General features: G+C 55.5%; 17 protein-coding genes, 1 tRNA gene and 1 pseudogene. 10 read left to right on the top strand and 9 right to left on the bottom strand.

The window, feature by feature from the left end; all coding sequences use genetic code 11:
• A complete protein-coding gene (locus PU133_RS06055) occupies positions 1-1,170 on the bottom strand; it encodes a nucleotide sugar dehydrogenase (RefSeq protein ID WP_404863899.1) in 1,170 nt (389 codons plus the stop codon).
• 226 nt (positions 1,171-1,396) lie between these two features.
• Between PU133_RS06055 and rfbA the strand changes: the two genes are divergently transcribed.
• The 8 genes from rfbA to PU133_RS06015 all read left to right on the top strand — a co-directional run bounded on the left by rfbA (position 1,397) and on the right by PU133_RS06015 (position 14,415).
• Complete coding sequence (gene rfbA, locus PU133_RS06050; RefSeq protein ID WP_404863898.1) at positions 1,397-2,275, top strand: glucose-1-phosphate thymidylyltransferase RfbA; 879 nt, start codon at positions 1,397-1,399, stop codon at positions 2,273-2,275.
• Positions 2,272-2,823, top strand: a complete 552-nt coding sequence (gene rfbC, locus PU133_RS06045) for a dTDP-4-dehydrorhamnose 3,5-epimerase (protein ID WP_404863897.1) — start codon at positions 2,272-2,274, stop codon at positions 2,821-2,823. The genes rfbA and rfbC overlap by 4 nt, the downstream gene beginning before the upstream one ends.
• A 101-nt stretch (positions 2,824-2,924) precedes the next feature.
• Complete coding sequence (gene rfbB, locus PU133_RS06040) at positions 2,925-3,977, top strand: dTDP-glucose 4,6-dehydratase (protein ID WP_404863896.1); 1,053 nt, start codon at positions 2,925-2,927, stop codon at positions 3,975-3,977.
• Between the two features lie 53 nt (positions 3,978-4,030).
• The gene (locus PU133_RS06035) at positions 4,031-4,960 is read left to right on the top strand and encodes an NAD-dependent epimerase/dehydratase family protein (protein WP_404863895.1); all 930 of its coding nucleotides are present in this window, start codon (positions 4,031-4,033) and stop codon (positions 4,958-4,960) included.
• On the top strand, positions 4,960-7,776 hold the full coding sequence (locus tag PU133_RS06030) for a rhamnan synthesis F family protein (protein WP_404863894.1): 2,817 nt from the start codon (positions 4,960-4,962) through the stop codon (positions 7,774-7,776). Before PU133_RS06035 ends, PU133_RS06030 begins: the two co-directional genes overlap by 1 nt.
• Before the next feature lie 33 nt (positions 7,777-7,809).
• Positions 7,810-8,622, top strand: coding sequence for an ABC transporter permease (locus PU133_RS06025; RefSeq protein ID WP_404863893.1), 813 nt, complete (start codon positions 7,810-7,812; stop codon positions 8,620-8,622).
• A 61-nt stretch (positions 8,623-8,683) separates the two neighbouring features.
• The gene (locus tag PU133_RS06020) at positions 8,684-10,438 is read left to right on the top strand and encodes a hypothetical protein (protein WP_404863892.1); all 1,755 of its coding nucleotides are present in this window, start codon (positions 8,684-8,686) and stop codon (positions 10,436-10,438) included.
• Between the two features lie 53 nt (positions 10,439-10,491).
• A complete protein-coding gene (locus tag PU133_RS06015) occupies positions 10,492-14,415 on the top strand; it encodes a rhamnan synthesis F family protein (protein WP_404863891.1) in 3,924 nt (1,307 codons plus the stop codon).
• Positions 14,416-14,422: 7 nt separating this feature from the next.
• Here PU133_RS06015 and PU133_RS06010 read toward each other — a convergent pair whose 3' ends face one another.
• The 3 genes from PU133_RS06010 to PU133_RS06000 form a co-directional block, all read right to left on the bottom strand.
• On the bottom strand, positions 14,423-15,136 hold the full coding sequence (locus tag PU133_RS06010; RefSeq protein WP_404863890.1) for a cytidylyltransferase domain-containing protein: 714 nt from the start codon (positions 15,134-15,136) through the stop codon (positions 14,423-14,425).
• 9 nt (positions 15,137-15,145) lie between these two features.
• On the bottom strand, positions 15,146-16,357 hold the full coding sequence (locus tag PU133_RS06005) for an N-acetylneuraminate synthase family protein (RefSeq protein WP_404863889.1): 1,212 nt from the start codon (positions 16,355-16,357) through the stop codon (positions 15,146-15,148).
• A gap of 226 nt (positions 16,358-16,583) precedes the next feature.
• Positions 16,584-17,309, bottom strand: a complete 726-nt coding sequence (locus PU133_RS06000) for an inositol monophosphatase family protein (protein ID WP_404863888.1) — start codon at positions 17,307-17,309, stop codon at positions 16,584-16,586.
• 261 nt (positions 17,310-17,570) lie between these two features.
• Here PU133_RS06000 and PU133_RS05995 point away from each other — a divergent pair, with 261 nt between their 5' ends.
• Positions 17,571-19,061, top strand: a complete 1,491-nt coding sequence (locus PU133_RS05995) for a ubiquitin-activating E1 FCCH domain-containing protein (RefSeq protein ID WP_404863887.1) — start codon at positions 17,571-17,573, stop codon at positions 19,059-19,061.
• 644 nt (positions 19,062-19,705) lie between these two features.
• Here the strand turns inward: PU133_RS05995 and PU133_RS05990 are convergent.
• The 5 genes and pseudogenes from PU133_RS05990 to PU133_RS05970 form a co-directional block, all read right to left on the bottom strand.
• A complete protein-coding gene (locus PU133_RS05990; protein ID WP_404863886.1) occupies positions 19,706-20,140 on the bottom strand; it encodes a hypothetical protein in 435 nt (144 codons plus the stop codon).
• A gap of 383 nt (positions 20,141-20,523) precedes the next feature.
• Positions 20,524-21,632, bottom strand: a pseudogene (locus tag PU133_RS05985) (IS3 family transposase).
• Positions 21,633-21,777: 145 nt separating this feature from the next.
• Positions 21,778-21,854: transfer RNA gene (locus tag PU133_RS05980), tRNA-His, on the bottom strand.
• Positions 21,855-22,043: 189 nt separating this feature from the next.
• Positions 22,044-22,502: a phasin gene (locus PU133_RS05975; RefSeq protein ID WP_126008648.1), complete on the bottom strand. Its 459-nt coding sequence runs from the start codon at positions 22,500-22,502 to the stop codon at positions 22,044-22,046.
• On the bottom strand, positions 22,477-22,800 hold the full coding sequence (locus PU133_RS05970; RefSeq protein ID WP_404863885.1) for a hypothetical protein: 324 nt from the start codon (positions 22,798-22,800) through the stop codon (positions 22,477-22,479). Before PU133_RS05970 ends, PU133_RS05975 begins: the two co-directional genes overlap by 26 nt.
• Here PU133_RS05970 and PU133_RS05965 point away from each other — a divergent pair.
• The gene (locus PU133_RS05965) at positions 22,759-26,250 is read left to right on the top strand and encodes an ATP-binding protein (RefSeq protein WP_404863884.1); all 3,492 of its coding nucleotides are present in this window, start codon (positions 22,759-22,761) and stop codon (positions 26,248-26,250) included. The two genes, PU133_RS05970 and PU133_RS05965, sit on opposite strands and share 42 nt — an antisense overlap.
• The last annotated feature ends 224 nt before the right edge of the window (positions 26,251-26,474 follow it).

Raw genomic sequence — 26,474 nt, 5'->3', positions numbered from 1 at the left:
TTAATCCTTCCCGAAAATGTCGCGGGTATATACTTTATGGGTCACATCTTCCAGTTCTTCAAATTTGCGGTTGGATATGATGACATTTGACCGGTTTTTAAAATCGCTGACATCTCGGACCACTTCGCAATCCAGGAATCGATTTTCAGACAGATTTGGCTCGTAAATTAAGACCTCAATTCCGCGATCTCGAATCCGCTGCAAAATCCCCTGGATCGACGACTCGCGAAAATTGTCCGAATCCTTCTTCATGATGAGACGAAAAACTCCAACGACGCGTGGGGACATTGATGCCACCCTATCAGCGATAAAGTCTTTGCGGACATCGTTCGCCTCGACGACTGCACGGATTAAGCTCTGCGGAATATTTTCAAAATTTGCTAGAAGTTGCTTTGTGTCCTTTGGCAGGCAGTAGCCTCCATATCCAAACGACGGGTTATTGTAATGGCTTCCGATGCGCGGATCTAATCCTACGCCTTCGATAATTGACTGAGTGTCCAACCCATTTGTAATCGAATAAGTATCGAGTTCGTTGAAAAAGGCTACGCGCATAGCAAGGTAGGAATTGGAGAAAAGCTTGATGGACTCTGCTTCTGACAATCCAGTTAGGAGGATTGATACCTCGGGATTACTCGACGCAGAACGAAGTATGTCTGCAAATGCCTCAGCATCCTGACGCGGTCCACCCACAACAATGCGTGAAGGAAATAAGTTGTCCCGAAGCGCGCGCCCCTCGCGAAGAAATTCCGGAGAGAATAGTATACGATCGTCGGAGGTTTTAGTGCTGAGGTGAGCCGTATAACCAACTGGAACTGTCGATTTAATGACTATGATAGCCGTCGAGTTGACTGATCGAACGGCTTGGATAACACCCTCGACACTTTTCGTATCGAAACGATTAGTGTGCGTATCGTAGTTCGTTGGGGTTGCTACGATCACATAATCGGCTGCCTCAAAGGCAGCTCGCGCATGGGTCGTCGCCGATATCGATAAGTTGCGTTGCTGTAAAAACCGCTCAATGTCCTCATCGGCAACCGGTGACTTTTTGTCGTTGATTCTGGCGATTCGATCGTCATCCACATCATAAACAACAACATCGTGAGTTGCGGCTAAAAGGACGGCATTGGAGAGTCCGACATAGCCGGCACCGGCGACGGCGATTTTCATCATCAGAAATCAGAGCTTTTCTAGTTGAACATGGCTGCGCACGCAGCAAAGCTTATGTGGCTCACTATCACAGACATGCTGGTGACGAGTCATTTGCTTGGCCGTGACGTATTGCAATTCAATGCCGCCAACAAACCATTTGACGGGAAAAAGACACATCCTTACTGCCAACGTCTAGTTCGCGTTGTCCTCCAACGCGCGACGTCGACAGCAAAGAAAAGGGCGCGTTATGAAAGGCATCATCCTCGCGGGCGGTAGCGGAACACGGCTTTATCCGGTGACCAGTGCGGTCTCGAAGCAGCTGCTGCCGGTCTACGACAAGCCGATGATCTATTATCCGATCTCGACGCTGATGCATGCGGGCATCCGGGATATCCTGATCATCTCGACACCGGAGGACACGCCGCGCTTCGAGCAAATGTTGGGCGACGGCTCGCGTTGGGGGATCCGCTTTTCCTATGCGGTACAGCCTTCGCCCGATGGCCTGGCGCAGGCGTTCCTGATCGGAGCGGACTTCCTTGACGGCAGCCCTTGTGCGCTGGTTCTCGGCGATAACATCTTCCATGGCGAGGATCTGCGCCGGCTGCTCGACAATGCGGCCGCGCGCGAGACGGGGGCAAGCGTCTTTGCCTATCACGTGCAAGATCCGGAGCGGTACGGCGTCGTCGAGTTCGACCAGGACGGCAAGGTGCTGAGCCTGGAGGAGAAGCCGAAGCAGCCGAAGTCCAATTACGCGGTCACCGGGCTCTATTTTTACGACGGGTCCGTCGTCGAACGCGCCCGCGCAGTCAAACCATCGCATCGTGGCGAGCTGGAGATCACCGATCTCAACCAACAATATCTCGACGAGGGCCTGCTCAACGTGGAGATCATGGGACGTGGTTATGCCTGGCTCGACACGGGCACCCATGACAGCCTGCTCGATGCCGGCAACTTCATCGCGACGCTGGAGCATCGCCAGGGCTTGAAGATTGCCTGCCCCGAAGAGATCGCCTACCGCTCGGGCTGGATCGATGCGGATGAGCTGAAGGCGCTTGCCGCTCCTCTCGCCAAGAACAATTACGGCCGCTACCTCATCCAGCTCCTCAGCGATCGGGTGCTGGCATGACATTCGAGGAACTTGCGCTCAAGGGCGTCTTCCTGATCGAACCGAAGGTGTTCGGAGACGAACGCGGCTTCTTCATGGAGAGCTTTAACGCGGCACGGTTCCGCGACGGCACCGGAACGGATGTTACCTTCGTTCAGGACAACCATTCCCGCTCGTCCCGTGGCGTTTTGCGCGGCCTGCACTACCAGCTGCCGCCGCATGCGCAGGGCAAGCTCGTGCGCGTCGTCTCGGGCGAGGTCTATGACGTCGCCGTCGATATCCGCCGCTCCTCCCCGACCTTCGGCCAGCATGTGGGTGCGGTGCTGTCGGCCGAGAACAAGCGACAGCTGTGGATCCCCGTGGGCTTTGCCCATGGTTTCGTCACACTTTCCGACCATGCCGAGTTTCTCTACAAGACGACCGATACCTATGCGCCGGAGTGCGAGGGTGCGATTGCCTGGAACGATCTGGAGCTTGGCATCGATTGGCACATCGAAGCGGATGTCATTCAAGTGTCGGACAAGGATGGCAAGGCTCCGCCTCTGAAGGATGCGAAGCACTTTGAGTAAATGGCGTTCTCAGTAAGCGAGTTGCAGAATGCTCGTTATAGTTGATTCAATCAGTTAAGCAATTCAGCGGCCCAGGAACAGACGACAGGACAGCTTTTTCCATGACCATTCTCGTCACCGGCGGTGCCGGTTTCATCGGCAGCAATTTCGTCCTCGACTGGCTGAAGAGCAGCGACGAGCCTGTCATCAATCTCGACAAGCTCACCTATGCCGGCAACATGGACAATCTGGCGTCGCTCAAGGGCAATCCGGCCCACCGCTTCGTCCAAGCCGACATCTGCGACGCAGACGCGCTGAAGAGGATCTTCGCCGCCGACGATATTCGCGCCGTCGTCCATTTTGCCGCCGAGAGCCATGTCGATCGCTCGATCCATGGCCCGGAAGCCTTTCTCGACACCAATGTCACCGGCACCTTCCGCCTGCTCGAAGCCGCCCGCCATGCCTGGGGGCCGAACGCTGCCGCTGATGGCCGCCGCTTCATCCATGTCTCGACCGACGAGGTCTACGGTTCGCTCGACCCGGATGCGCCGGCGTTTTCGGAAGCCAACACCTACGAGCCGAACAGTCCCTATTCGGCCTCCAAGGCGGCGGCGGATCATTTTGCCCGCGCCTATCACCACACTTATGGGCTGCCGGTGATCATCACCAACTGCTCCAACAATTACGGCCCCTATCATTTCCCCGAGAAGCTGATCCCGCTCGTCATCCACCGGGCGCTGAAAGGCGAGCCCCTGCCCGTCTATGGCGACGGCACGCAGATCCGCGACTGGCTCTATGTCGGCGACCACTGCTCGGCGATCCGCCGCGTGCTCGAAGCCGGACGGCTCGGTGAGAAGTACAATATCGGCGGCTTCAACGAGAAGACCAACATCGAGGTGGTGCGCACCATCTGCGCGCTTCTCGATGAGCGCCGCCCACGCGCTGACGGAAAGGGCTATGCCACGCAGATCACCCATGTCCGCGACCGGCCAGGCCACGACAAGCGCTACGCCATCGACGCCACCAAGATCGCCACCGAACTGAACTGGCAGCCCGCCGAGACCTTCGACACCGGCATCGCCCGCACCGTCGACTGGTACCTCGCCAACCAGGGCTGGGTCGACCGCGTCACATCCGGCGCCTATAAGAACTGGCTGGAGAAGCAATACGCATGAGTGTGGTGCTGATCGGGGCAATGACCGAACGCCATCAGAAATAGGCTGATCCGATGGCGCGATACATTGTGACCGGCTCGACTGGCTTTTTAGGCTCAGATTTGGCCTTACTGCTTGATCAAAGTGGTCATGAGGTAATTAGAGCCGGCCGGCGCTATGTCGCGCATCACACGATGGTGCATTTCGATCTCGGCGATCTGACAACCTTGTCAAACTTGGCAGCGACGGGAGCCGATGGAATATTTCATCTCGCATGGTCCACCACACCCGCTGTTGCGGAAGCAAATCCGCATCAAGACATCGCTACTAACGTAGCAGGGACAGTCGCTCTCTATCAATTTTCTCAGTCACAAAAGATTCCGATCGTTTTCGTCTCATCCGGCGGAACGGTTTATGGCAATGCCATAATCACTCCGACGCCGGAAACATCGCCCCTCAATCCCATAGGTGCCTATGGACTGGGTAAATCGTTCGCCGAGCGCTATGCCGATTATTATTCGAATATTGGAGCAGACATACGGATCGCCCGTGTCAGCAACCCTTTCGGCGAGGGGCAATCCGCAGCACGCCTGCAGGGCGTCATCCCCATCTTTGCGAAAAAGATCTTAAAGGGCGAACCCATAACGATATGGGGTGATGGAGAGAATCTGCGCGATTACATCCCAGTACGCGATGTATCCATAGCACTTATTAAAATGATGTCACAACAAAGCGCGTCCATTCGAAAAGCATCTGTTTTCAACATAGGCGCAGGTGTGGGCTTATCATTAAATCGACTAATTGCGATCTTGGAAGAAGAAATCGGCTCGAAGGCTGACGTCAAATATCTGGATGCACGGCCGTTCGATATTCATGCCAGCATTCTCGATGTTCAGCGTGCCTTAACTTTGTTGCAATGGAAGCCAAGCGCTGATCCAGAAAGTAGCGTCCGACAATTTGCAAGGGCCATCCAAACCAAAAAAACGAATGACTGGACAATGTAATGGGCGTCTCTCGCAAGAACACTATTCGATCTTTGATCGAAATTAAAAATAGCAAATTGTTCGATTTGGACCACTATCGAAAGCAGTCGGGCAAGAGACATCTTAGCCTGTATACCGCCATTTATCATTACATCATTTCGGGCGAACGCCGAGGCCTTAGCGCCAACCCCGGTTTTGATCCCAAATACTATCTCACTGCCAACCCCGACCTGAATGGCTGGTCGCTACCCCTTTTCGTCCATTACGTCCGGTATGGCCACAAAGAGGGGCGGGCGGCTAAGTCACCAACCAGTGCTACTGATGGCATCTCTAAAAGCATCAAAAGAGTAATCATCGATTCCGGGGAATTCGACCTCGATTACTACGCAATGCAGAGCGGCGAACGTTTTAAAAATATCGACCAAGCCGTACGTCATTATCTGGCAAAGGGCGAATCGAGAGGCTTCAAACCAAACCCAGATTTTGACCCTGTCGTTTACCGCTCCTATTCCGATCTAAAAAATTATGGAGCCCTTTTCTATCATTATTTGCTTCATGGTAGAAAAGAGGGCCGCATCGGTAATTACGATTTCAGCTCGTGTTTTCGGCCTGGAAAACGCGTTTACGATGAATCCAAAGAAACAGTCGCTTTGGTTATTCACGAGGGATCGTTCACCGGTGCCCCCATCCTCGGGATCAACCTTCTTGAGCAATTTTCTCAGACGCACAACATCGTCCTCATCTCATTGAGAGATGGTCCGCTGCTTCGCTATGCCGCCGATTTCGCGGTCAAGATCGTTGTCGGCGACGTGAACGTCGGCAGATTGAGTTCAGAGTTGCTAGCTGCAAAGCTTATTCGGCCGCTGATCTCAGAATTCAATGTAACCGCCGCTCTCGCAAACAGCGTCGAAACGGCCGCAATTGTGGCGGCGCTTTCAACCGCCAATGTCGCCATCGTGTCGCTAATTCATGAATTCGCGACTTATGTGCAACCGCTCACCCTTTCGACTGTGCTGGCATGCTCCCAGAGAGTGGTATTTTCCTCATCGCTGACCCAAAAATCCGCCCTAGAGGCCGGCATCACAGGTCATTTCCGACATTCGGTGGTGCGGCCTCAAGGTCGCTGTGTGGTTCCTGACGTTGGTGCAACAGCGACGAATGATACTTCGCGGACCCGGTCAAAGCCTCACGTTGAACTCGGTAAATCTGATTTTCTTTGCATCGGGTGCGGTTATGTGCAGTACCGGAAAGGGGTTGATCTATTTATTGCCACGGCGGCAGCTTTCAGACGTCTGAACCCTTCAACGAAAGCAGCATTTGTCTGGGTCGGAGAGGGTTATGATCCGATCAACGACCTCGGCTACTCCGCTTGGTTGAAGGATCAAATCCAACGCAGCGGGCTCGACGATGTTGTCGTCATGATGCCTGCAATGGATGCGAAGGCCTTGCTCCAACTGTATGGAATGGCCGATGCGATGCTTCTCAGTTCGCGGCTGGATCCGTTTCCAAACGTTGCGATCGACGCAATTGCTGAGGGACTACCTCTGGTCTCGTTCAAGGACGCTAATGGTGTATCCGAATATCTGGAGGACGATGAGTTGCTTGCATCTCTCGTTGTTCCCTATCTGGACATCGAAGCAGCGGCTGCGGCTCTTATCAAACTGCAGTCCGGCGAGAAGAGAAGCCGTAAGACCAGCGAGCATCTCAAGCGACTGGCCGCTAACCAGTTCAACATGGTCGACTATGTCGACGACCTTCAAAGCTTGCTTGATCAAGCCGTGGCCGTTAGCCGACAAGAGCGAACAGATGTCGAGACGATATTGGAGCATGGCGGCGTCGATTTTGACATGCTCGGTATCCGGGATAGCCCTGATCAGAAAGACGTCGTCTCCAACTATGTCCGGTTGTGCGCTGGTTCTATTAATCGAACCTCGAACGGCATAGAACGTCGGCCCATACCTGGCTTTTATCCAGCTCAATATGCAGCGTCGCATCCGTCGCTTGCGGAACTGCCATATGAGAACGCTTACGCGCACTTTTTGAGGGCAGGTCGTCCGAGTGGGCCATGGATCCGTGATGTCGTGCAACTTCAGCAGAGCGACAAACCAGCAGTCACTTTAAAGGATGCGGAGGTGGCCCTTCATATTCACCTTCATTATCCGGACCAAGCTCTGGAAATTTGCCGACGAATCTCCCTCAATCGTTCTCGCCCAACTTTGCTAATCACCGTGACCGAAACGACCAACAAATCGGTCGCAGCTGAGGCGTTTGCAGATTATTCGGGTTCCGTCGAAATTCGGGTTGTTCCGAATAAGGGTCGGGACATCGGCCCATTCCTGTGTGGGTTCAAAGACCGCGTGTCTGACTTCAAAGTGATCGGGCACATCCATAGCAAGAAGAGCATGGACATTGCAGAAGATACCGTTTCAGTCTGGCGCGACTTTCTGCTCGAAACGTTGCTGGGGGGACGATATAAAGCCTTGGATCAAATTTTGGCAGCGTTTGATCGAAACCCTAAATTGGGCCTGATCTATCCCGAGGATCCGCAGTCCGTCGGATGGACCGAGAATTTTGGCATTGCCACTCGGATCGCACCGCGCGTCGGGTTGTCCTCGGTTCCGGAATTCATTGAATTTCCAGTCGGCAACATGTTTTTTGCCAGAACGAAAGCGCTGAATGGACTTTTCGGTGCCGAATTTGAATTGTCAGATTTCCCAGAAGAACCGGTTGCTTATGATGGGACAATCCTACACGCCCTAGAACGCCTCACTCCTGTTATCGTGGAAGACGCTGGGTACAGCGTGAAAGCCATCCATGGCAAAGGCTTAACCAGATAGCCGGGGTCATGGAGTTGCTTCAGTGACTATCGCTTGAATGCCTTCGAAAAGGAAACTGCTGTGCCAAGTCGTACCTCTTTCCTGACCGCAGCCCGTCGTAAGGGCAATGTCATGAAGGCAGTGATGCTGCGTGATATGCGCACCCGCTTCTTCGATCACGGTCTTGGTTTTTTGATCGTCATCTTCTTTCCGCTCGGACATATGATGATCTTGTTGCTGATCTACAGTGTGTTGGGACGCTCGGCCCCGTACGGCGACAGCCTGATGCTTTTCTTCGGTACCGGCTTGGTTCCAACGTTGGCCTTCATGTACGTTTCTCGGATGATGGTGGTTTCCATCCAAGCCAATAGACCCATGCTGTCGTTTCCGGCGATCCGCGTGACCGACATCATTTTCGGACGCGCAGTGTTGGAGGTTTTCGGATCATGCATGATGGCAGTGCTTGTGGTCCTAATATTTGCTCTCATGGGACAACCGGCGTTGCCGATTGATGTGCCAAACGCTGTAGCGGCTCTGGCAGCCACCCTGGTATTGGCAATCGGCGTCGGCTTCTTGATGAGCTTGGCTGCTGCTATCATCCCGGCGGTCGCAATGGCGTACATGCTCGCCACCATCCTGGTTTATATTCTTTCGGGGACGCTTTTCGTTGCCTCCTCATTGCCTGCGCCAGTAATCGAGGTCCTAGCTTGGAACCCTGTTTTGCATGGTGTCGAATGGTTGCGGTCGGCCTATTATTTGGACTATCCCACGCAGGTTCTCGACAAGGGATACCTGATCGCATGTGGCGCAATTACGCTTCTTCTTGGACTGCTCGTGGAGCGCTATTCGCGGACGTTGGTGTATTAAGGCTTCCTACAAAGCCTAGAACGTACCTCCCGTGATCGATGCCCAGCGCAGAGGAAAAGCGATGAAAACCAAAAAAAAGCGCCCGCTCGATTCGAGTGGCAATTCGCGGAACAATGGTGTCGATCGCGTTCGGAAGGCGCTGGTGATCCTCGGCATGCATCGCTCGGGCACGTCCGCGTTGGCCGGATTGATGATGCGGCTTGGAGGAGATGGACCTGCGAACTTGCTCGGCCCAACTGCAAACAACGAGCTTGGCCACTTCGAGTCCCGACCGATTTATATGCTTCAGGACCAAGTGCTGGCGAGCGCAGGGCTCGCGTGGGATGACTACAGACCATTCCCCCCAAGTTGGATGAAATCGCCAAAAGCTCACGAGTATCGATCAGCCTTGAAGGAGGTTGCGATTTCCGAGTTCGGCAATTCGGCACTTTTTGTCGCTAAGGATCCGCGGACGTGTAGGCTCGTGCCGTTGTGGGTGGATGTCCTCGACGATCTCAACATCGAACCACTGTTTGTTCATACGCACCGCGAGCCGAGCGAAGTGGCCGCATCGCTGCAGAAGCGGAACGGATTGGACCCCGAATATTCGAAGCTTGTCTGGCTACGTTACGTTCTGGACGCTGAAACTGGAAGCCGGGGTCAACGGCGCGCTTTCACCAGCTATGATGCAGTTCTTAACAACTGGCCGGCTGTCGCGGATAAAATCTCGCATCAATTCGGTTTGGCCTGGCCGAAGCTCGCGGCATCCAACGCCAAGGACCTGAATGACATTATCCGGCCGGATCTGAGACACAACAGGGTTGCGGCTTCTGTCATCGCTTCTCATGCCCTTCTCACGAACTGGATCGATGAAGTTTATACGATCTTTGAACGATGGGCTTCAAAGGGCGAAGACCAAAACGATCACGAGAGGTTGGACGTCATCAAGGCATCATTTGATGAAAGTGCTGCAGCATTCAGCGGCGCGGTCTCGCCCAAGGCGCGCACGCTGCTCATTGAACGGGATGAGGCACGCAACGAACGGGATGCAATCCGTACAGAGATTGAGGCGGTGCGCGCCAAGAGTAATGAACGACATAACGTCATCGTTCGGCTCAAGGAGGAGCGCGACGGGGCACTTGCTCGGATCGCCGAGCTATCCGCCTTGCGCCCGCAAGGAAATGATGAGGTTCAAGCCGTAGAACGACAGATTTCTGAACTGAGAGAAGGCGCTGTAGCGCAACAGAACCTGATCGACGCTTTGACGGCAGAGCGAGATAGTCTGGCGGCCGAAGTTCATCGTCACACAAGTATGCTCGCCCAAAGCAAGGCTGAACGTGACGACGTTTGGAATGAATTGAGCGAAGCTCGCACCGCCCTCGCCGCAGCAGAGCAAAGACTTGCTGACCTCGATGGTGAAGTGCAGCAGCGGAGCGACGAAAACGCTCAGCTAAGGGCGGCGATCGAACGTCGAGACACCGAACTGGCCAAGATCCAGACGGTCATTCTTCGTTATCAGGACGAGGCGATAGCGCGTTCAGTCCAATACTCAGAAGAAATAGCAGTCATTTGCCAAGAGCGCGATGAGGCACAGCGCCATCTGGCAGCGCTGGCGGAAAACGCCGCTGCGGTGGAACTGGACAGGTCAAAAATCTCCGCGGATCGCGATGCTGTGCGCCAGATGCTTGACCAAGCCCAGTATCAGCTTGGGACACTGGGCGCGCGGGCGACCTCGGCCGAAGCGAGCCTGATGGAAGCCCGCTCTACGCTCTCTTGGCGTCTGACACGCCCCTTCCGCATGATAGCACGGCGCCTTCCGTTTCAGTCGAAGCGTTGATTGCCAACCTCATCAGTCCTCCCAAGCTGATTTGACAGACGAAAGCGATCACCATGGTCAAAGTAACCAGCGGTCTTGCCAATCTTGACAGCGGATCCAAGTGGCGTGGCCACTTCGACGGCATGTCACAGGACGGCAAACTCAACGGCTGGCTCTTCTGCAGAGATGATATGCACAAGACGTTGACGCTTGATTTGTATGTGCATGGTTTTCACATCGCGAGCACCACGAGCGATAAACCGCGCGGTGACATCGACAAGCTGCTGGGCGTAACCAGCCCGGCAAATACCGGTTTCCAGTTCGACATGAAGACGTTTCACCCTCAGGGCGCTCTCGACCTTCTCCGCCATTTCGAAGGGCAACTGCCAAAGGTCGATCTTGGGCTGGATGTGGCGATATGCATTGGTGGAACTGCTCACCGGGTTCCAAACGGAAGCCGAAATGCGGGCATCCTGCTCGATTTGGCTGCGGCAGTTGGCCCACTGATGCACGCAGCCGCAGTTCGTCTACGCTCTGAAGTCGAGGCCAATGGCTTTGAAGTGCCCCTTGGCGGCGTCGATCAGGCGATACTGCTGCGCTCAAGCCCGTTCTTCTCAGAGAGCTGGTACGAGACCACCTATGGAGAAGTCGCCCTGACCGGCCTCTCCCCTGTGGAACACTGCCTGCGCATCGGCAAGGATTTGGAGCGCAACCCCGGACCGTGGTTCAACACCGCGGAATACTTCCAGGCCGCACCGGACGCACGTCAGTCACCTCTTTTGCCCTTGTTGCATTATGAGATCCAGGGCCATCCAACTTGGTGGCCAGGCGCTGCTCGATTGGGTGGACGCAACGCCGAAGCGCCAACCGGCAATAAAGACTACGCGGTTCTCATCCATCTCTATCATCTCGATACGGTGCCCGATCTCCAGAGGTTCGTCGCGAACTTCCCCGAAGATGTCGACATCATCATCAGCGTTCCCGAAGGTTCGCCAGATCATGATCCGGCTCGCATCGCTGAATTTTTCCCGCGTGCACGCGAGATTTTCCCGGTTCCAAACCGCGGGCAGGACGTAGCCGCCTTTCTCGAAACCGTTCGCCGAGTGAAGCCCCGAAACTATCGGTTCTTCTGCAAGGTGCACTCGAAGAAGGGCAACAAATACCCTGACACGTGGCGACGGGTTATGTTCGATGCGCTCGCCGCCACTCCGCGGCGCGTGCAGGACGTTGTTGGATTGTTCAGATCAAATTCTCGCGTGCTCATGGCGGGACCATCACAGTTCTGGCTGAACGGGCAGGACTTTGAGCTGGGCAGCGCTGATCGACTGGTTCCGCTATTAGACAAGATGGGGTTGGGTGAAGGATCGCTTGGTCGCAACTGGGCGTTTTTCGCTGGTACGTGCTTCTGGATTGACGCCCGATTAGCGGGCATAGCCGCTGACGCCATCCCCCAGGAATCCTTCAATGAGAAGACGGTCAAACGCGACGGTCAAATGGCTCATGCGGTTGAGCGTGTATTCAGTCTGCTCGGTTCGATTCTTGGCGGGTCTTTCGCGCTGCTGGACGGCTGCGACTGGAGCTCCGAGCCTCTAATCCTTTCTGAGCCGTCGGAGAACAGCTTACGCATGAAGCCCGGCGAAGATGTTGGGCGTCTTCTGGTCAGTTACCTCAAGTCTCTTTCGGCCCCACGCGCCATAGACACGCCGAAAGGGATAACGACATTCCCAGACGCAGCCGAGATACATACCCTTTTTCCCGATGCGGATACGGCTCTGCACAGGTCGATCGATATCATCATCAACTGCTGGATGGGCAATTTGGAGCCTTTGCACGAGGGCTTGGCGAGCCTTGAGCGCGAGCTGGCTATGCAGGGCATGACAAGCGCTTTTGTTGTCGCCGGGGGGCCACCAGTGGAATTCCTGCACACACGCTCCTGCCCGAACGTTCTGCTCGAACGCGCGATGTTGCATCTGCCTCCCCACATTCCCGCTGAGGCTCCTGCACCGGAATGTGATGGCTTGCCGGAGAAGCAGCTGCGGCTTCTGCTCCGCACGGAAGTCATGTTTCTAAGGACGAGCTATCCTGAAGGCGAACAACTGGAAGCTGCTTTGTCGCGCATACAAAGAGTGTACGCGTTCTGGCGCGATACCCTCGTGCGTCACAGAGTCAAAATGTTCCTTGTTTGGGGCAATACAGCCCCAAAAAGCCGCCTTTTTATATATCTGTGTGAAGAACTAGGCATCGAATATCAGATCATCGAACGGGGCCACTTTCCGGCCACCTTCATTATCGATCCGATGGGTCAATTTGGTACGGGAAGCAGGGCTCGACTCATCGAACATTCGTCGACCCCCAGCCAAAGCGACAACCAATCGCCAAGACGTTTTGCAGAAATTCAGCACTGGTATGAAACGCAGTCCGATAACGCGGCGTATGCCTTATTTCAGAAAAGGGGAACTCGGGATCTCGCTGTTATCAGACGTGCACGAGATCAAGCGCGGCCCGTTATACTAGTCATTGGTGGGAATGACCAAGGAGCAGGTGTCATCGGACCCGATCCAGATCCGCTCAACGTTAACTGGTTCGGTAGCTCTGATGGAGCATTCAACACAATTCGACGCGTCGTATCGTTAAAGTTTCCGGATGCATTGCTTGTTTTAAGGCCGCACCCGTCCCAGGCACCACAGTTCGGCGAGTTTATTCTTGTGGCCCGAGAAAGCTCACTCGATGATCTGATCGACAACGCCGATATCTGCATCACGGTCTCAACAACCGCCAGTTCAATCTGCCTTCTTAAAGAAAAGCCACTTCTTACATTGGGCCTGTCCGAGCTCAATGGCAAAGATGTGGGCGAACACATTATTGATGAAACGCATCTTCTGGCTGCGCTAAGGCGACATATCTGGACCGACTTCAAAAGCAGTGACGACAACACAGCGCATAAACAGCATATCATCGATCTATTTGATAACTGTTTAATTGGCGTAGATCATTCAGTTCCGACGCGCCATCACGTGTCAGACCTCGCCAGATTATTGAGCGGCCGATTTCATCGGATGAAAACAGGTTTTCTGGACCACAGCGAAAAGAACCGCGGTATCAGCAAAAGGCTTTTTGAAGATACACAGACTCGTAACCGAGCTGTATTCCCCGTTGACCCCGAGAGGCTCACCAATTCAAGGCGCCCACCAATCAGCGTCGTGCTTCCAATCTATGGAGACTACGACGGCACACGGCTGTGCTTTGAACAATTGGCCAAATGTCAGCCGGATAATGGGTATCGTATTATCATGGTCTGGGATCGGGGTCCTGATCTCCGCTTGCGCGAGCTTTGCATAGAGTATGCTGAAAAGTGTGGCTTCACTTACCTCGAAAATCGCGACAACGTTGGCTTCAGCGGAACCGTCAATTCTGGCATTCTGCACGCAGGGAGCGACGATGTCATTCTGTTGAACAGCGACACAATCTCATGCGGTGACTGGGCTTTGCGGCTACAGGACGCTGCCTACTCACATCCGAAGATTGCTACGGTAGTCCCATTCTCTAACAACGCAACGATCTACAGCATCCCGTTTCCGACTGGCGAGGAGTTGCCCGTCGAAGACGCAGTTTCTTGGGTCGAGCAACGCGATGCTATGGCGCGACTGTCAGCCCCATGCGTTGTTGAGATGCCCATCAGCCACGGCTTCTGCACCTATGTCCGACGTTCTACCTTCAACCGGACAGGACTGTTCAGTGAAACTAAGTTTGACAAGGGGCACGGCGAGGATAACGAATTCAGCATGAGAACGCGCTCCGCCGGTTATTTCTGCGGCTGCGCAACAAACGTATTTGTCGGACATGCGGGCTCGACCAGTTTTGCCGAAGAAGCCAATAAATGGAAACTGGCCGGGCGCGCCAAAATGCTTGAGGACTACGAACACTACTTTGATGAAATTCGTAGTTTCTACCAGAATGACCCTCTATTTCCATTCCGAGAGTCTATCATCAACCGCTGATTCAATCTTATTCGATGTAAAGGTACTTACTAACGAGTTCCCGATTTCCATTGATTATCGCCTCAATGACTTGGAAGTCTTCGACATCATCAATATCAAGTCCACAAAACTTTGGAACGGGCTGACCGTAGACACGGCGGCCTAGAAAATCGTTCGTTATCTCGTCAGGCCGAAACCTGATCACATCCGTGCTAAAAACTTTGTATCTAATGCCGATATCCTGCCGACGTATCATCGATTTACCTTGATCGTCGAAGTCTGGGACCAGTTGTCCACCATCATCTATCGAATAAAGTCGCCGTTCACTTTCACATACCGTGCGTGCGGCAGTAAATGTGTTATCACGCTTTAAAACATCAACGCAGTTTTGAACCGCCTCAATATCGCGAAATACAAAAGTCGGTCGCAACCACACAATCAAATCTGGCGATGGTATTCCGCTTGACCCAAACTGGACAGCTAGATCTCGTAAGATGTCCTCTTCCATCGCAGTATCAGAAGCCGCTTGGGCTGACCTTAGAAAGGGCGTTTCGGCACCATACTGCGCGGCAATATCGGCGTACTTTGGCGAATCTGTCGAACAGATTACTTTGTCGCATCCCAAGGCGCGAGCGAATGCTATCGAATAGGCCATCAATGGATGGCCGGCGAGGTCGCGAATATTCTTATCCGGCAACCCTTTTGAACCTGACCGCGCCGCCACTATTGCGTAAGTAAGCATTTGCTCTCCCTAATGCGATTTGCGTCGATATTTATGATGCTCACTCGGAGCGACAGACTTCTCCTCAGAGCCCACGATGATCTCCGCTTCGCGGATTTTTTCAACAAAATCCCGGAACTGGGACGTTGTGAGATCCAGCGCCACGGCGTCGAAATGGGCCCACTCGCTATTGCCGAACTTGACGTGCTTTTCGACCATGCGTGCGCCGGCGGCCACTGCCAGTGCCGAACCGAACCAGTTTTCGTCGTGGCTTGAATAGGCTGGGATGATGCGCGGGTTGGATTTTGCTAGGCGGCTGTAGTGCCGCACGACACCCACATTGCAATCACGCGCGGGGGTCGGATAGGCGGAATTCGCCTGCATCAGATACAATTCCGGCGCCTCCTTGAACGTTTGCAGAACCCACTCTTCGTAGGCCTTGTCAGTCATGCCGGTGGACAGCACGATGCCGCGATCAGTGCTGGCCGCAACGCGCGCAAGATAGTCTGTGTATTCCGAGATCGTGGAGGGGAGCTTGATCAGGGCCGGATTGAAGTCCAGTACGAAATTGTATGAGGCTTCATCGAGTACGGACGCGAACCAACGGATTTCAAGCTGCTTGCAGAGATCGGCAATGAAGGCGAAATCATCACCATCCAATTCGAGCTGACGCCGGTAGTCACCAAAGGTCGTCCCGAACGGCGACCGGTAGGGAGCGGCTAGCTGCTCTTTACTGTAGAAGCTTTCCACATCGCGCTTCTGAACCTTGATGAAGTCTGCTCCCGCAGCCGCCGCTGCACGAACCATCCGTTCCAGCCTGAAGCGATCGCCGAAATGATTGGTCGTCAGCTCCGCGACGACACTCACGGACCAATCGCGCTCGTGATGGTCCCCGCTCCGGTTGCGGCTGAAGCTTTCGACCAGTTCATCAACCGACAACCGCGAGTAAGGACGATTGCCGACATGGTTCAGCTCAAGTCCCGTGCCCTGTAACATGTAGAGTGCGTTGAGCAGGTAGTTCTCCTGCATCCCGATGCGCATCGCGCGCTCGACTTCATCGCCGACTGTGAACTGACGGCCGGCCGGGTGGGCATAGCCAAGCTCCGGGCGGAAGTCGAAGCCGACCATGTAGACCTTTTGCGGCCTGCCCCGTTGATCCGCGACTTCGCGGGCCACGCGCAGTGCCGACATGAAGAGCACATCCTCGATGACGACTTCGTCGGAAAGCAGGCGCTGCACCATCAGGTCAGCCGTCTCCTGCGTCAGTTCCGCATGAGGAACCCGCAAAACGCTTCCGCGATCCGGGCGAAAATCGGTCGATGTCAGATAAAGCTGTGCCCGCGCGCCATTTTCGAGCAGTGCCTGGGCGACCCAATCTGCATGAAAGATCGAGATGTCGGCGGGGTAAATCCGCTCTGCGTCATTGACGCCGATGACGAGAGATCCCGAGAACACCTCGGCAGGTATCTCATCGACGGACGGTCCCTTCCCCAAGATGAAAATCGTATCTGTGCCGTATGTCGACGCGATAGCGCCTACCTGGCTGGAGAAAGCGTCCGTCATAGTCTTCACCATCGATTATCACCTCACATCCGGCTTCTTCGGCAAGGGCAACGCCAGCCAGCAAGTCCCAGCTATAGGCGCCCTTTGGATTCACAAAACGCGCATACGCGCCGCGAATGACATTGAAAAGATTGTAGACCGCACATCCCATGATCCGGCCCTCGGCATTTTCGGCGAGGCCTTGTCCGATCGCGTCGTTGAATGATGACGAGAAGCCAACGATGCGCGACCGGGGAACACGCGGGATCGCTCCCGACGTCATGCCCTCGCCGAGTTCCGGCATCAACAACATGCTTCCTGCGTGCTTTCCGCCGCGCCAGATGGAAAGGGATGTTCCCCATTCCTTAAGGCCCGAACAGAAATTTTCAGTGCCGTCGATAGGATCGAGAACGGCTACCCATTCGTCACCCACAACGAGATCGGGAGTCCAACTCTCCTCGCCGATGAAACAGAGGCCGGGAAGCGCGATAGTTAGCCAATCTCGGATCAGATCTTCGAGATACACATCAGCAGCCGTGACAGGACTGCCATCCGGCTTCCATGTGATGTCGAACCGTCTCTCCTGAAGTGCTGGCAAGCAGCCCTCTACCACATGACGCAACTGTTGAAGCAGGGAGGGGATATCGGTCAAGTCGGAACTCCTGGCGGCATGGTTGCGCCTAGTTACACAAAAGTGGCGCTCGTCTCTACCCTGAAGGCTGGACGTGGCCAGGGGCAATCCGACATATCTGCGGGGAGACAGCCGCGGCCATTCGTGGTCGAACCGATACGGTGTAAAAGCCTGAACGAAGAAATGACCCACCAAGGCATTGGGAGGCTGACGGGTGCGTGGATCAGTACCGCTCCAGTTGCAACTTCGCCCAAAATGACGACTTACGCACTGGATTGATTGATGACAGAACTGACACGACGGAACTTCCTATATGCTTCCGGATGCCTCGCTTCCTCCACATCGGTGTCGAGAGCACAGCCCCTTGTTCCGGCTGAGCAGCAGAGCGGCACAATCGCACCTGGCAGGGTAACCCAATCAGAGATCGTACTCTCTCCCTTCCAGTTTCAAGGGCGCGGCGACGGGATCCAGGATGATACCGGCGCGATCAACGCCATGTTTCGATACTTTCGCGAGTTGATGGCTCAGAGCGGAGGCCAGCAGGCTCCGATCGAGATGAGCTTTTCCGGAGGAAGATGGCGGTTGACTGATACCGTCGACGCCACCGCAATCACCGCATGGAACTGGAAAATGAGCGGAGGCCATTTGTACGGGGAATGCGAAGGCAAGCCGATGCTCGACCTCAGCGGATCGCGTGGCTACGAGATGAACGGCATCGGCTTTCACGGAGACCGTGAACGCATGCCGCGCTCGGCATGGCAGGCTGCGCGGCTGGAGCATGCGCAGTTTTGCGATAACGTCCAATTCAACGACGTGGCGACCGATGGCTTTTTTTCAGAGGCTTGCTGGATTGCGTTTGGTCAAGAGACAGCCAAACATGACCACTGCACCTACTACAACAGCTACCACAAGGGGCGGGTTGCGGTTGTCGAAGGGTATGATGCGCATCCCTTCGTTTCGGAGTTCGGCAAAGTCATTCGCGGATCAACAAGCAACGTCAACATATCTTTGCAAGGAAACTGTGATTTTCGCTACCTGCCGACACATGATCAATGGCACCTTTCCAACGTCACAAGCAGCCGCAGTGCAGTACTCACGCTGAGTGATCACAGCCTTGAAATAGGTGATGAAGTGGTTTTCGCTTATGTCGATGGCATGAGAGAGTTGTCCCAGCTCATCGCTAAAGTCACCGCTGTCACGGCCGATACGGTTACAACTGATTTGGACACGACCAATCTGGGAACCTACGCCGATGGAGGTGTCGTCATTCGGCGTCAGACAAGAAGTCCGCTTTACATTGCAAGGACTGAGGGAATTAGCCTAGCAGACGCTTACATTGTCGCTTACGGTCAGCCGCAGATCGAAATCGGATTTCCCGACACCAGTTTTCCATTCATCGAAATGTTTAGCGCTCCTCGAATCCTGTTCGAGGGCTCAGGAAACCGAAGCAACATTGCCTTTAATACAGGGACAGTCGCCACAGCTAATGTTCTTGGATTTGAGATTTCGACTTATAATTCGAACGCTGTTGAATCTCTCATTTCTAATGAGGGAGGTATAACGGCGATCTACAAACCAGTGATCGACATGTTTTCGAGCCTATGGAATGTGAAACTATTAAATGATCCAAAATCGTTTGCGATGTATGGCGCAGAGGTTCTCTTCTCATCGCTCGATCAGACGGAGGCTAATCAAATGATTGCCTTCAACGGCCAAATAACTTCAGTAGCCGACGGAAATACATACGAAATTGGGAAGATTCCTATTGAATAAGCGCCTGCCGCATAACGCTGCAAGCTGTAATTTATGAGATGTTATGATCGAACATGCCGGTGAAACTTAGTAATAGGTGCACGCCAAAGATAATTTGACTTTTTGTGGTTTCAAGGTTGGGATGAGGTGCTTCGCGCCACCCTTGCCAGTCACAACAGTTGGCAAAATCTCAGTAGAATTTGATCCTTCACAGGCTGGACATCAGAAACTCTGCTGGAACGCTCGGCCACAGCATAGTCCCAACCAGTATCATACCGACAGACCCCTCAACTGTAAGAATGGCTAAGCGTCATCTTACAGAATGACAGCTGACGAAGCATTTTCTCAATTATCAACAAAAATGCCGACAATTGATATAGAACCTCTCTCGGCCGCACCACTGTGAATGGCCCAAATCTTATCGACCAAGCCTCTGCAGAAGCTAGGACCAGACCTCGTCCAATCTTAATATGCGTCACACCGGAGCAGCCGGACCCGCGTAAGTGAACTCTTCTATAACCAGGCTTTTTAGCGAGCAGAGGAAACCACTACTCGACGAATGTCTGAGCCAAAGCCACCTCTACTGTAGAGATGGCTTTGGAACCAACCGATCATTGACTTAAAAATTGCCCTCGACCATTTCCAGACTGAGGTACAACAGCCGGTCACGCAGCAGTCAAAAGATGGTCTTCAATAATAGAAATTTCCCCATCCTCATCAACGACTGGACTATTGGCGTCGATAGAATTAGCCGATGCGAATTCACGCATCGCCTTTAGGACTTTTGCGGGCGTTCCACAGTTGCGGTAAAATATCTGACCGTCTTCGTCAGTTTTACCTAAAATTAGCCAGTATTGGCGATCTTTAATGCGTCGACCATTAGCTAGGAGACAATCTCCACCCACTTCAAAAGCGTCTCCTGGCTCAACGGCGCTCATATCAATGATCTCATCTTTCTTGGGGAGAAAAATACGCGTCATATTTGCCGCGTTTGTCCCCTTCAATATTGCACCCCAATTTTTGCCAGCGGGGTACTCGCAGAAAAGCGGGTTTACCATCCCGTTTCCCTCAATATCGATTGTCAATACATTCTCGTCCATTAATTATCTCCATTCTTATGTCGCAGCCGTCCACTTACCTAGTTTAACACTTAAAATGGAACCCTGAAACAAACTGTACGTAAATGTTTGTTTGAAAAAAGGGGCATGTCAAACAGAAAATATGTACAGAAGACAAAATTTTTCCCAATCATCGCTGGCAGTAATGATTGCTCAGTCGGTAATGTTGACATTTTTGCCATATCGGGATGGCGTTGCTTAGGACTTATGTTGACATTTTGCGCGAGCATCGTCGCCGTCTGGCAATATAATATCCATCTCTGTCAACTCGGGCTGGAGCGGATCGCGGAACTGCCGCTGACATATTAGGGGACGAGTTACCCGCTCTAGATCCAACCTGACATGCCTCACCTGAATGTCCCCATTCATAGGCTAGCTCTGTTCACGTGGTGGTCCATTCCAGACCGGATCGCAAATTCGTTCGGTGTGAGCCCGTCAAGGCTCGTATGGGGCCGGTGCAGGTTTTAGTCTATTCTCCATGTCTCGATGATCTCTCGTGCATGGGGGTAGCTTCGGAACAGGTGATCGTTGAGGCATTCCTCCCTGAGCCTACCGTTGAATGACTCCACGAAGCCATTTTGCATGGGTTTGCCGGGTGCGATGGAGTGCCACTCGACGCCGCGATCCTGCTGCCAGGCCAGCATGGCGTTTGACGTCAGCTCCGTGCCGTTGTCGCTGACAATCATGCAGGGGTAGCCGTGCCGTTCGGCGATCGCATCCAGTTCACGAGCGACACGTTCGCCCGAGATCGAGTTGTCGACCACTGTCGCCAGGCACTCCCGGCTGGAGTCGTCGATCACGCACAGGATGCGGAAGCGACGGCCGTCGACCAACGCGTCCGACACGAAGTCGAGTGACCATCTCTGGTTTGGATCCTGCGGAATGGCCATCGGCGCTCTCGTGCCCAGAGCCCGTTTGCGCCCGCCACGTTTTCGGACCGTCAGGCGCTCTTCCTTGTAAATCCGGTAGAGCTTCTTCCAGTTCACCGAGACACCCTCCCGCTTCAACAGCAGGTGCAGGCGGCGGTAGCCGAACCGCCGTCGCTGCGATGACAGTTCCCGCAAACGTGCTCGCAAAGCAGCATCTTCCGACCGGCTGGATATGTATCGGTAGACACGCGGCGCAATGCCGACCAGGGCACAGGCCCGCCGCTGCGAGTAATTCTTCTCTTCGACTGCCCAACTCACGGCATTTCTCCTTGAGCCGGGCGTCAGAGGTTTTCTGCCAGCATCTCGCGCAGCGTCGATACATCCATCATCGACTCTGCCAGAAGCTTCTTCAGGCGGGCATTCTCCTCCTCCAAAGCCTTCAGCCGTTTGGCCTCCGCCACCTCCATACCGCCATACTTTGTGCGCCAGGTGTAGAAGGTCGCGTCTGAGAAGCCATGCTTGCGGCAAAGCTCGCTGGCCGTCATGCCCGCCTGATGCTCCTTCCAGTCCTTAAAAAGGATACACGCCGGAGTTGCGAACACCATCGCGGCCCAGTCTGTTGACGAACGTCCACAGCGCCTAGAGTCCAAAAAATGGTACGAGAATGGTACGGATCGCAAAAATCGAGGCGACAAAGTCCACATCGTGGAGACCGCGACGGCAATAAGTATCTGATTTCACTGGATAAAATGGTACGGTTGGGTGGGCTCGAACCACCGACCTCCGGATCCACAATCCGGCGCTCTAACCAACTGAGCTACAACCGCATAAGGGTCGGCGCCCGAAAGGGGCGTCACGTGTGGCGTCTGATACCGGCTGGCTTGCGGTTTTGCAAGCGGAAAGCTGAAGGGAAGCTGCTCTCCGGTTGAGGCGCATCGTCCTGCATTGAATAAAAAAAGGGCTGGCTTGCGCCAACCCTTTTTGACTGTCGATACCCGCCCCGGGCAACCAGCGCATCAGGCGACGTTGATGTCCTTCATGGACTTTTCAACGGCGACCTTGCCAGGCTGGGAGACGTTTTCAGAAACCGTGCGTACGGCGTCCTGCCAGCCCTTGGCCTGGTCGACGGCGGCTTCCATCTGCGTGCGCAGGAAGGACGACTGCAGTTCGATCATTTCGGCGACGGACTTCACGCCGAGCAGCTTCTCCATGTGGGAGAACGTCGTCTCGGTGTTGACGCGCATGGTGTCGATGGCCTTGAGGCCAAGCTCGACGGTGCCGGCCTGCGCCTTTTCCATGGTGGTTTCCATGGTCTTGGAGGCGTCTTCGGCGGCAGCCTTCATCTTGGCGTAGGCTTCCTTGGACTGGGCAACACCCTTTTCAGCGAATTCGCGATAGGTGTCGGTGACCTTTGCGGGGTCGAAATTCGGGAAAGCGAAGATTTCTGCTTCAGCAGTTTTCTTGGCAGTAGCCATAATGATGCGCTCCTTTGGTTTGGAACCCTCTCATGAGGCGTCCCTTGGCGATGAAGCTCATATAGGGGATGTTATTGTGCATTGCAACATTTTTCCTGCGACGCAGCATCAGCGTTAACCTTTTGCCGCGAAAGCAGGGGCTTGGCGGAGGCTTTGGGTGGACCCAAAGGCGCGCGCGCATTATTAAAAAAGCCTTAATGAAGCCTATGATTAACAAAGCCTTGCCAGCGAATTCGGCCAGCGGATAGGGTTTTATATGCCGGCGCACGACTATCCGTTCATCGAGATCGCCGTTCATCCTTCGATCCGTGAGCGGTACTCCGAAGGAGCCGGCCTTGCGGTGCTGTCGCCGACGGTGGATTACGTCTATTGGGCGAACGGCGCCGCTGCCACGCAATTCGGCTATGAAAGCATCTATACGTTTTTGGAGGACGAGGCTTTCGAGGAAGGTCTGCTCGCGCGCCAGGTCGAAACCGCGGCGGGCCGCGTCGCCGCATCCGGCCAGGCCGAGAAGCTCATCCTGCGCGTCGGCTCCGGCTTTCGGCGCGTCGCCACGCCTTGCGTTCTGGAGCCGATGACCTTGAGTGGCGGCGAGCCCGCACTCCTGCTGGCCATGCCCCCGGAAAAGCGCTTGAGAGACAGCATCCACCGCGCCCAGGCGATGATTTCCGGCTTCGGCGACACCGACACCCATGTAGCCGTGCTCGATGGCGATGCGAACATGCTCGCCCAGTCGATGACCTTCGATGGATTGCGGATTTCTCCGGATGAACTGGTGGCCCTGGTCGACTCGGTCGATCGCGAGCCAAGCCGCTTGATCAAGCGCAGCATTGTCACGGCCCATGGTGCGATGCCCGCCGCTATCGCGCGGATCGGCGACAGCCAGCCGCTGAACCTCATCTTCGTCGTTGAAATGGCGGCAGCGGCTGCGCCGCAGGCTGCTCCCGCATCTCCGCAGACCATCGACGCCGCACCGTCGCCGATGCTGCAAGCGCCACCTCAGATCACGCAACCGCCTGCACCTGCATCCGCCGCACCCGGTGCCGATAGGTCCCGTGAATTGGATACGGTCTCGGGCGTTCCTGCAGTCGATCGGTTCGAGTTCGACATCACGGCGCGTCCGGTGCGCTTTGCCTGGAAGATTGGGGCTGATGGGCTCTTCAGCGAAGTCTCGCCGGAATTCGGCAAGACCGTCGGGCCGAATGCAGCCGATATCGTCGGCCGGTCCTTCGAGGATGTGGCAACGGTCTTCAATCTCGATCCCGAGCGCAAGATCATCGATCTGCTGCACCGCCGCGATACCTGGTCCGGCAAGACGGTGATGTGGCCCGTGCAGGGCACGCCTCTGGTCGTCCCCGTCGATCTGGCCGCCTTGCCCACCTATTCTCGTGATCGTGCCTTCGAAGGCTTCAGGGGTTTCGGCATCGTGCGCGTGGCCGAAGCTGTCGAAGATGCCGGTCGTCTCGGTCTCTCGCTCACGCCACAAGCCAAGGTGTCGCCGACGCCGGAGCCTCTGGCAGCGGACCCATCACTTCTATCCGAGATACCCGCGATCCTCGACCTTAAGGCGCAGGATCCTGTCATCGAACTACCGCTCCGCCGGCCGTCCGAGGAAAGCAAGCCGGCGGTGATCCCCGTGCCGTCCAACGACGACAGCGCGCCACCCGCCGCGAAACATCGCGCATCGGATCCGGGCGAGAACCTCGCGGAAGATCCCTTCCGCGGTGAGGTGCCGGCGCTGCACATCGTGGAAACGCCGGCGAGGCGCTCGTCGGACAAGGTAATCGACCTCGATGAGCATCGCAGCCGCGGGCGCGAGGGCTTGTCGAAGATCGATCAGGCCGTATTCCATCAGATCGGCGAGGAGCTCGGCCGTCGTCTGGCGAGCCGTGATGCCACACGTAAGCAAGACGCAGATGCGGATCGCAACGCGACTGCCCCAACGGCTGTAGAGGCGCGAGCCCCAGTTGCGCCCCCTCCTCCGGCCGAACCCGTCGCAGCGGTCGTGCTTATCGCGCGGACAATGCCGAAGGCCTTGCCGGCCGCAGAATTCGTCGGAGCGGTCACCCTGCCCGAGCCGGACCTGCCGATTGCCGTGACGGCGGAACAGCCGGCTGCTGCGCCCGAAGGTGGCAGTGACGAACGCATCGATCCGGTTCAAGCGGAGGTTACCGAACTTCCGCAAGTCCCGCCGGTCGACGTCGCGAGCGAAGCGCCAAGACGGCCCGGCCGCATCCATCTCACCGCTGCTTTCATCGAAGCTTTGCCCGTCGCTCTGGCCGTGTTGCGGGGCGAGCGGATGTTGCACGCGAATGCAAAGTTCCTGAGCCTCACCGGCTACACCGACAGCGCGCATTTCGAGAGCTCGGGCGGTCTCGACGCGCTCTTTCTCGACATGGAAGACAGCGCCTTGTCAGCGGTCGACCCGGCCGCCAAGGGCCTGCGCCTCATGCGCCTGAACGGCAATCCCATCGAGGTCGACGCCAAGCTGCAATCCGTCGGCTGGGACGATGGTTCGGCATTGCTGCTCGTCGTCGAACCGCTCCGTGAGGAACTTGCCGTCGAGCCGCTCCGCGAGGAGCTTGTCGACGATGGGGAAGAAGAGCGTCGCGCCTCGCCCTCCAACGCCGAAATCGAGATGGAAGAACTGCGCTCCATTCTCGAAACGGCGACCGATGGCGTCGTCATTCTCGACGAAGATGGCTCGATCCGTTCGATGAACCGTTCGGCAAGCGCCCTCTTCGACTATGAGGCCGACGAGACGTTGCATCAGCCCTTCGCGATGCTGTTTGCCCATGAGAGCCAGCGGGCCGTGCTCGACTATGTGGCGAGCCTTTCGGACCATGGCGTGGCGAGCGTGCTGAATGATGGCCGCGAAGTCATCGGTCGGGAAGCCTCAGGAGGCTTCATTCCGCTTTTCATGACGCTTGGGCGCCTGCGGGGCTCGAACGGCTACTGCGCGGTGATGCGTGACATCACCCACTGGAAGCGGACCGAAGAGGAGTTGCGTGCTGCCAAGCGCAGCGCCGAAACGGCCAATGCCCACAAGAGCGAGTTTCTCGCGCGCGTCAGCCACGAGATTCGCACGCCGCTCAACGCCATCATCGGTTTTTCAGAGATGATGTCGACCGAGCGGTTCGGCCCGTTGGGCTCTGCACGCTATCTCGAATACGCGCACGACATCGGCCGTTCGGGGCGGCATGTGCTGGATATTGTCAACGACCTGCTCGACATCTCCAAGATCGAGGCCGGCCAGCAGGACATGGATTTCGCAGCGGTCTCGCTGAACGAGCTTCTTGCTGAAGCCGTGTCGCTTCTTCAGCCGCAGGCAAATGCCGAGCGCGTCATCATTCGCACCAGCCTGTCCACCGCTTTGCCGGACGTCGTGGCAGATCCACGCTCGGTCAAGCAGATCGCCATCAACCTTCTGGCAAACGCCGTGCGGTTTACGCCTCCGGGCGGGCAGATCGTGGTCTCCACGGTCTATGATGCGAGCGGCAAGGTCGTGATGCGCGTTCGCGATACGGGCATCGGCATGTCCCGCAGCGAACTCGACCATGCGATGAAGCCATTTCGCCAAGGCCCCACCAGCCCGATGCGCCCGCGTGGCGATGGCACGGGCCTCGGCCTGCCGTTGACGAAGGCAATGGTCGAAGCGAACCGGGCGCATTTCGCCATCGAATCCGCACCGGGCGAAGGCACGTTGGTCCAGGTGACCTTCCCGTCCCAGCGCGTCCTCGCAGACTAAGCGCTGGGACGCAGCGCAAAAAAAAGGAGGCACGGCGGCCTCCTTCAAGTCAAAATGCTGTTCGGCGGGCTTGAGCAGAAACAACCATCAGCCATTACGCGAATCGGCTGGGACGGTCGCAACAATTGGCTGCACTCAAGTTGCACACAAGATGGCGCGCCCGGCGTTACCAACCTCTTAACGGAATTTCTCAATTTTAACGGATCAGCAACACTTGTCGTTGC

The sequence above is a fragment of the Georhizobium sp. MAB10 genome (assembly GCF_045012825.1).
In the GTDB taxonomy this organism is placed as follows: Bacteria; Pseudomonadota; Alphaproteobacteria; order Rhizobiales; family Rhizobiaceae; genus Georhizobium; species Georhizobium profundi.
The sequence above is the reverse complement of the archived record's forward strand: the minus strand, read 5'-3'. Positions and strand labels throughout refer to the sequence as shown.

Coding starts and splice junctions, on each gene's coding strand:
- PU133_RS06055 (WP_404863899.1), bottom strand. CDS start 1,170: ATGATGAAAATCGCCGTCGCCGGTGCCGGCTATGTCGGACTCTCCAAT.
- rfbA (WP_404863898.1), top strand. CDS start 1,397: ATGAAAGGCATCATCCTCGCGGGCGGTAGCGGAACACGGCTTTATCCG.
- rfbC (WP_404863897.1), top strand. CDS start 2,272: ATGACATTCGAGGAACTTGCGCTCAAGGGCGTCTTCCTGATCGAACCG.
- rfbB (WP_404863896.1), top strand. CDS start 2,925: ATGACCATTCTCGTCACCGGCGGTGCCGGTTTCATCGGCAGCAATTTC.
- PU133_RS06035 (WP_404863895.1), top strand. CDS start 4,031: ATGGCGCGATACATTGTGACCGGCTCGACTGGCTTTTTAGGCTCAGAT.
- PU133_RS06030 (WP_404863894.1), top strand. CDS start 4,960: ATGGGCGTCTCTCGCAAGAACACTATTCGATCTTTGATCGAAATTAAA.
- PU133_RS06020 (WP_404863892.1), top strand. CDS start 8,684: ATGAAAACCAAAAAAAAGCGCCCGCTCGATTCGAGTGGCAATTCGCGG.
- PU133_RS06015 (WP_404863891.1), top strand. CDS start 10,492: ATGGTCAAAGTAACCAGCGGTCTTGCCAATCTTGACAGCGGATCCAAG.
- PU133_RS06010 (WP_404863890.1), bottom strand. CDS start 15,136: ATGCTTACTTACGCAATAGTGGCGGCGCGGTCAGGTTCAAAAGGGTTG.
- PU133_RS06005 (WP_404863889.1), bottom strand. CDS start 16,357: ATGGTGCAGCGCCTGCTTTCCGACGAAGTCGTCATCGAGGATGTGCTC.
- PU133_RS05995 (WP_404863887.1), top strand. CDS start 17,571: ATGACAGAACTGACACGACGGAACTTCCTATATGCTTCCGGATGCCTC.
- PU133_RS05990 (WP_404863886.1), bottom strand. CDS start 20,140: ATGGACGAGAATGTATTGACAATCGATATTGAGGGAAACGGGATGGTA.
- PU133_RS05975 (WP_126008648.1), bottom strand. CDS start 22,502: ATGGCTACTGCCAAGAAAACTGCTGAAGCAGAAATCTTCGCTTTCCCG.
- PU133_RS05965 (WP_404863884.1), top strand. CDS start 22,759: ATGCCGGCGCACGACTATCCGTTCATCGAGATCGCCGTTCATCCTTCG.
- PU133_RS05970 (WP_404863885.1), bottom strand. CDS start 22,800: ATGAACGGCGATCTCGATGAACGGATAGTCGTGCGCCGGCATATAAAA.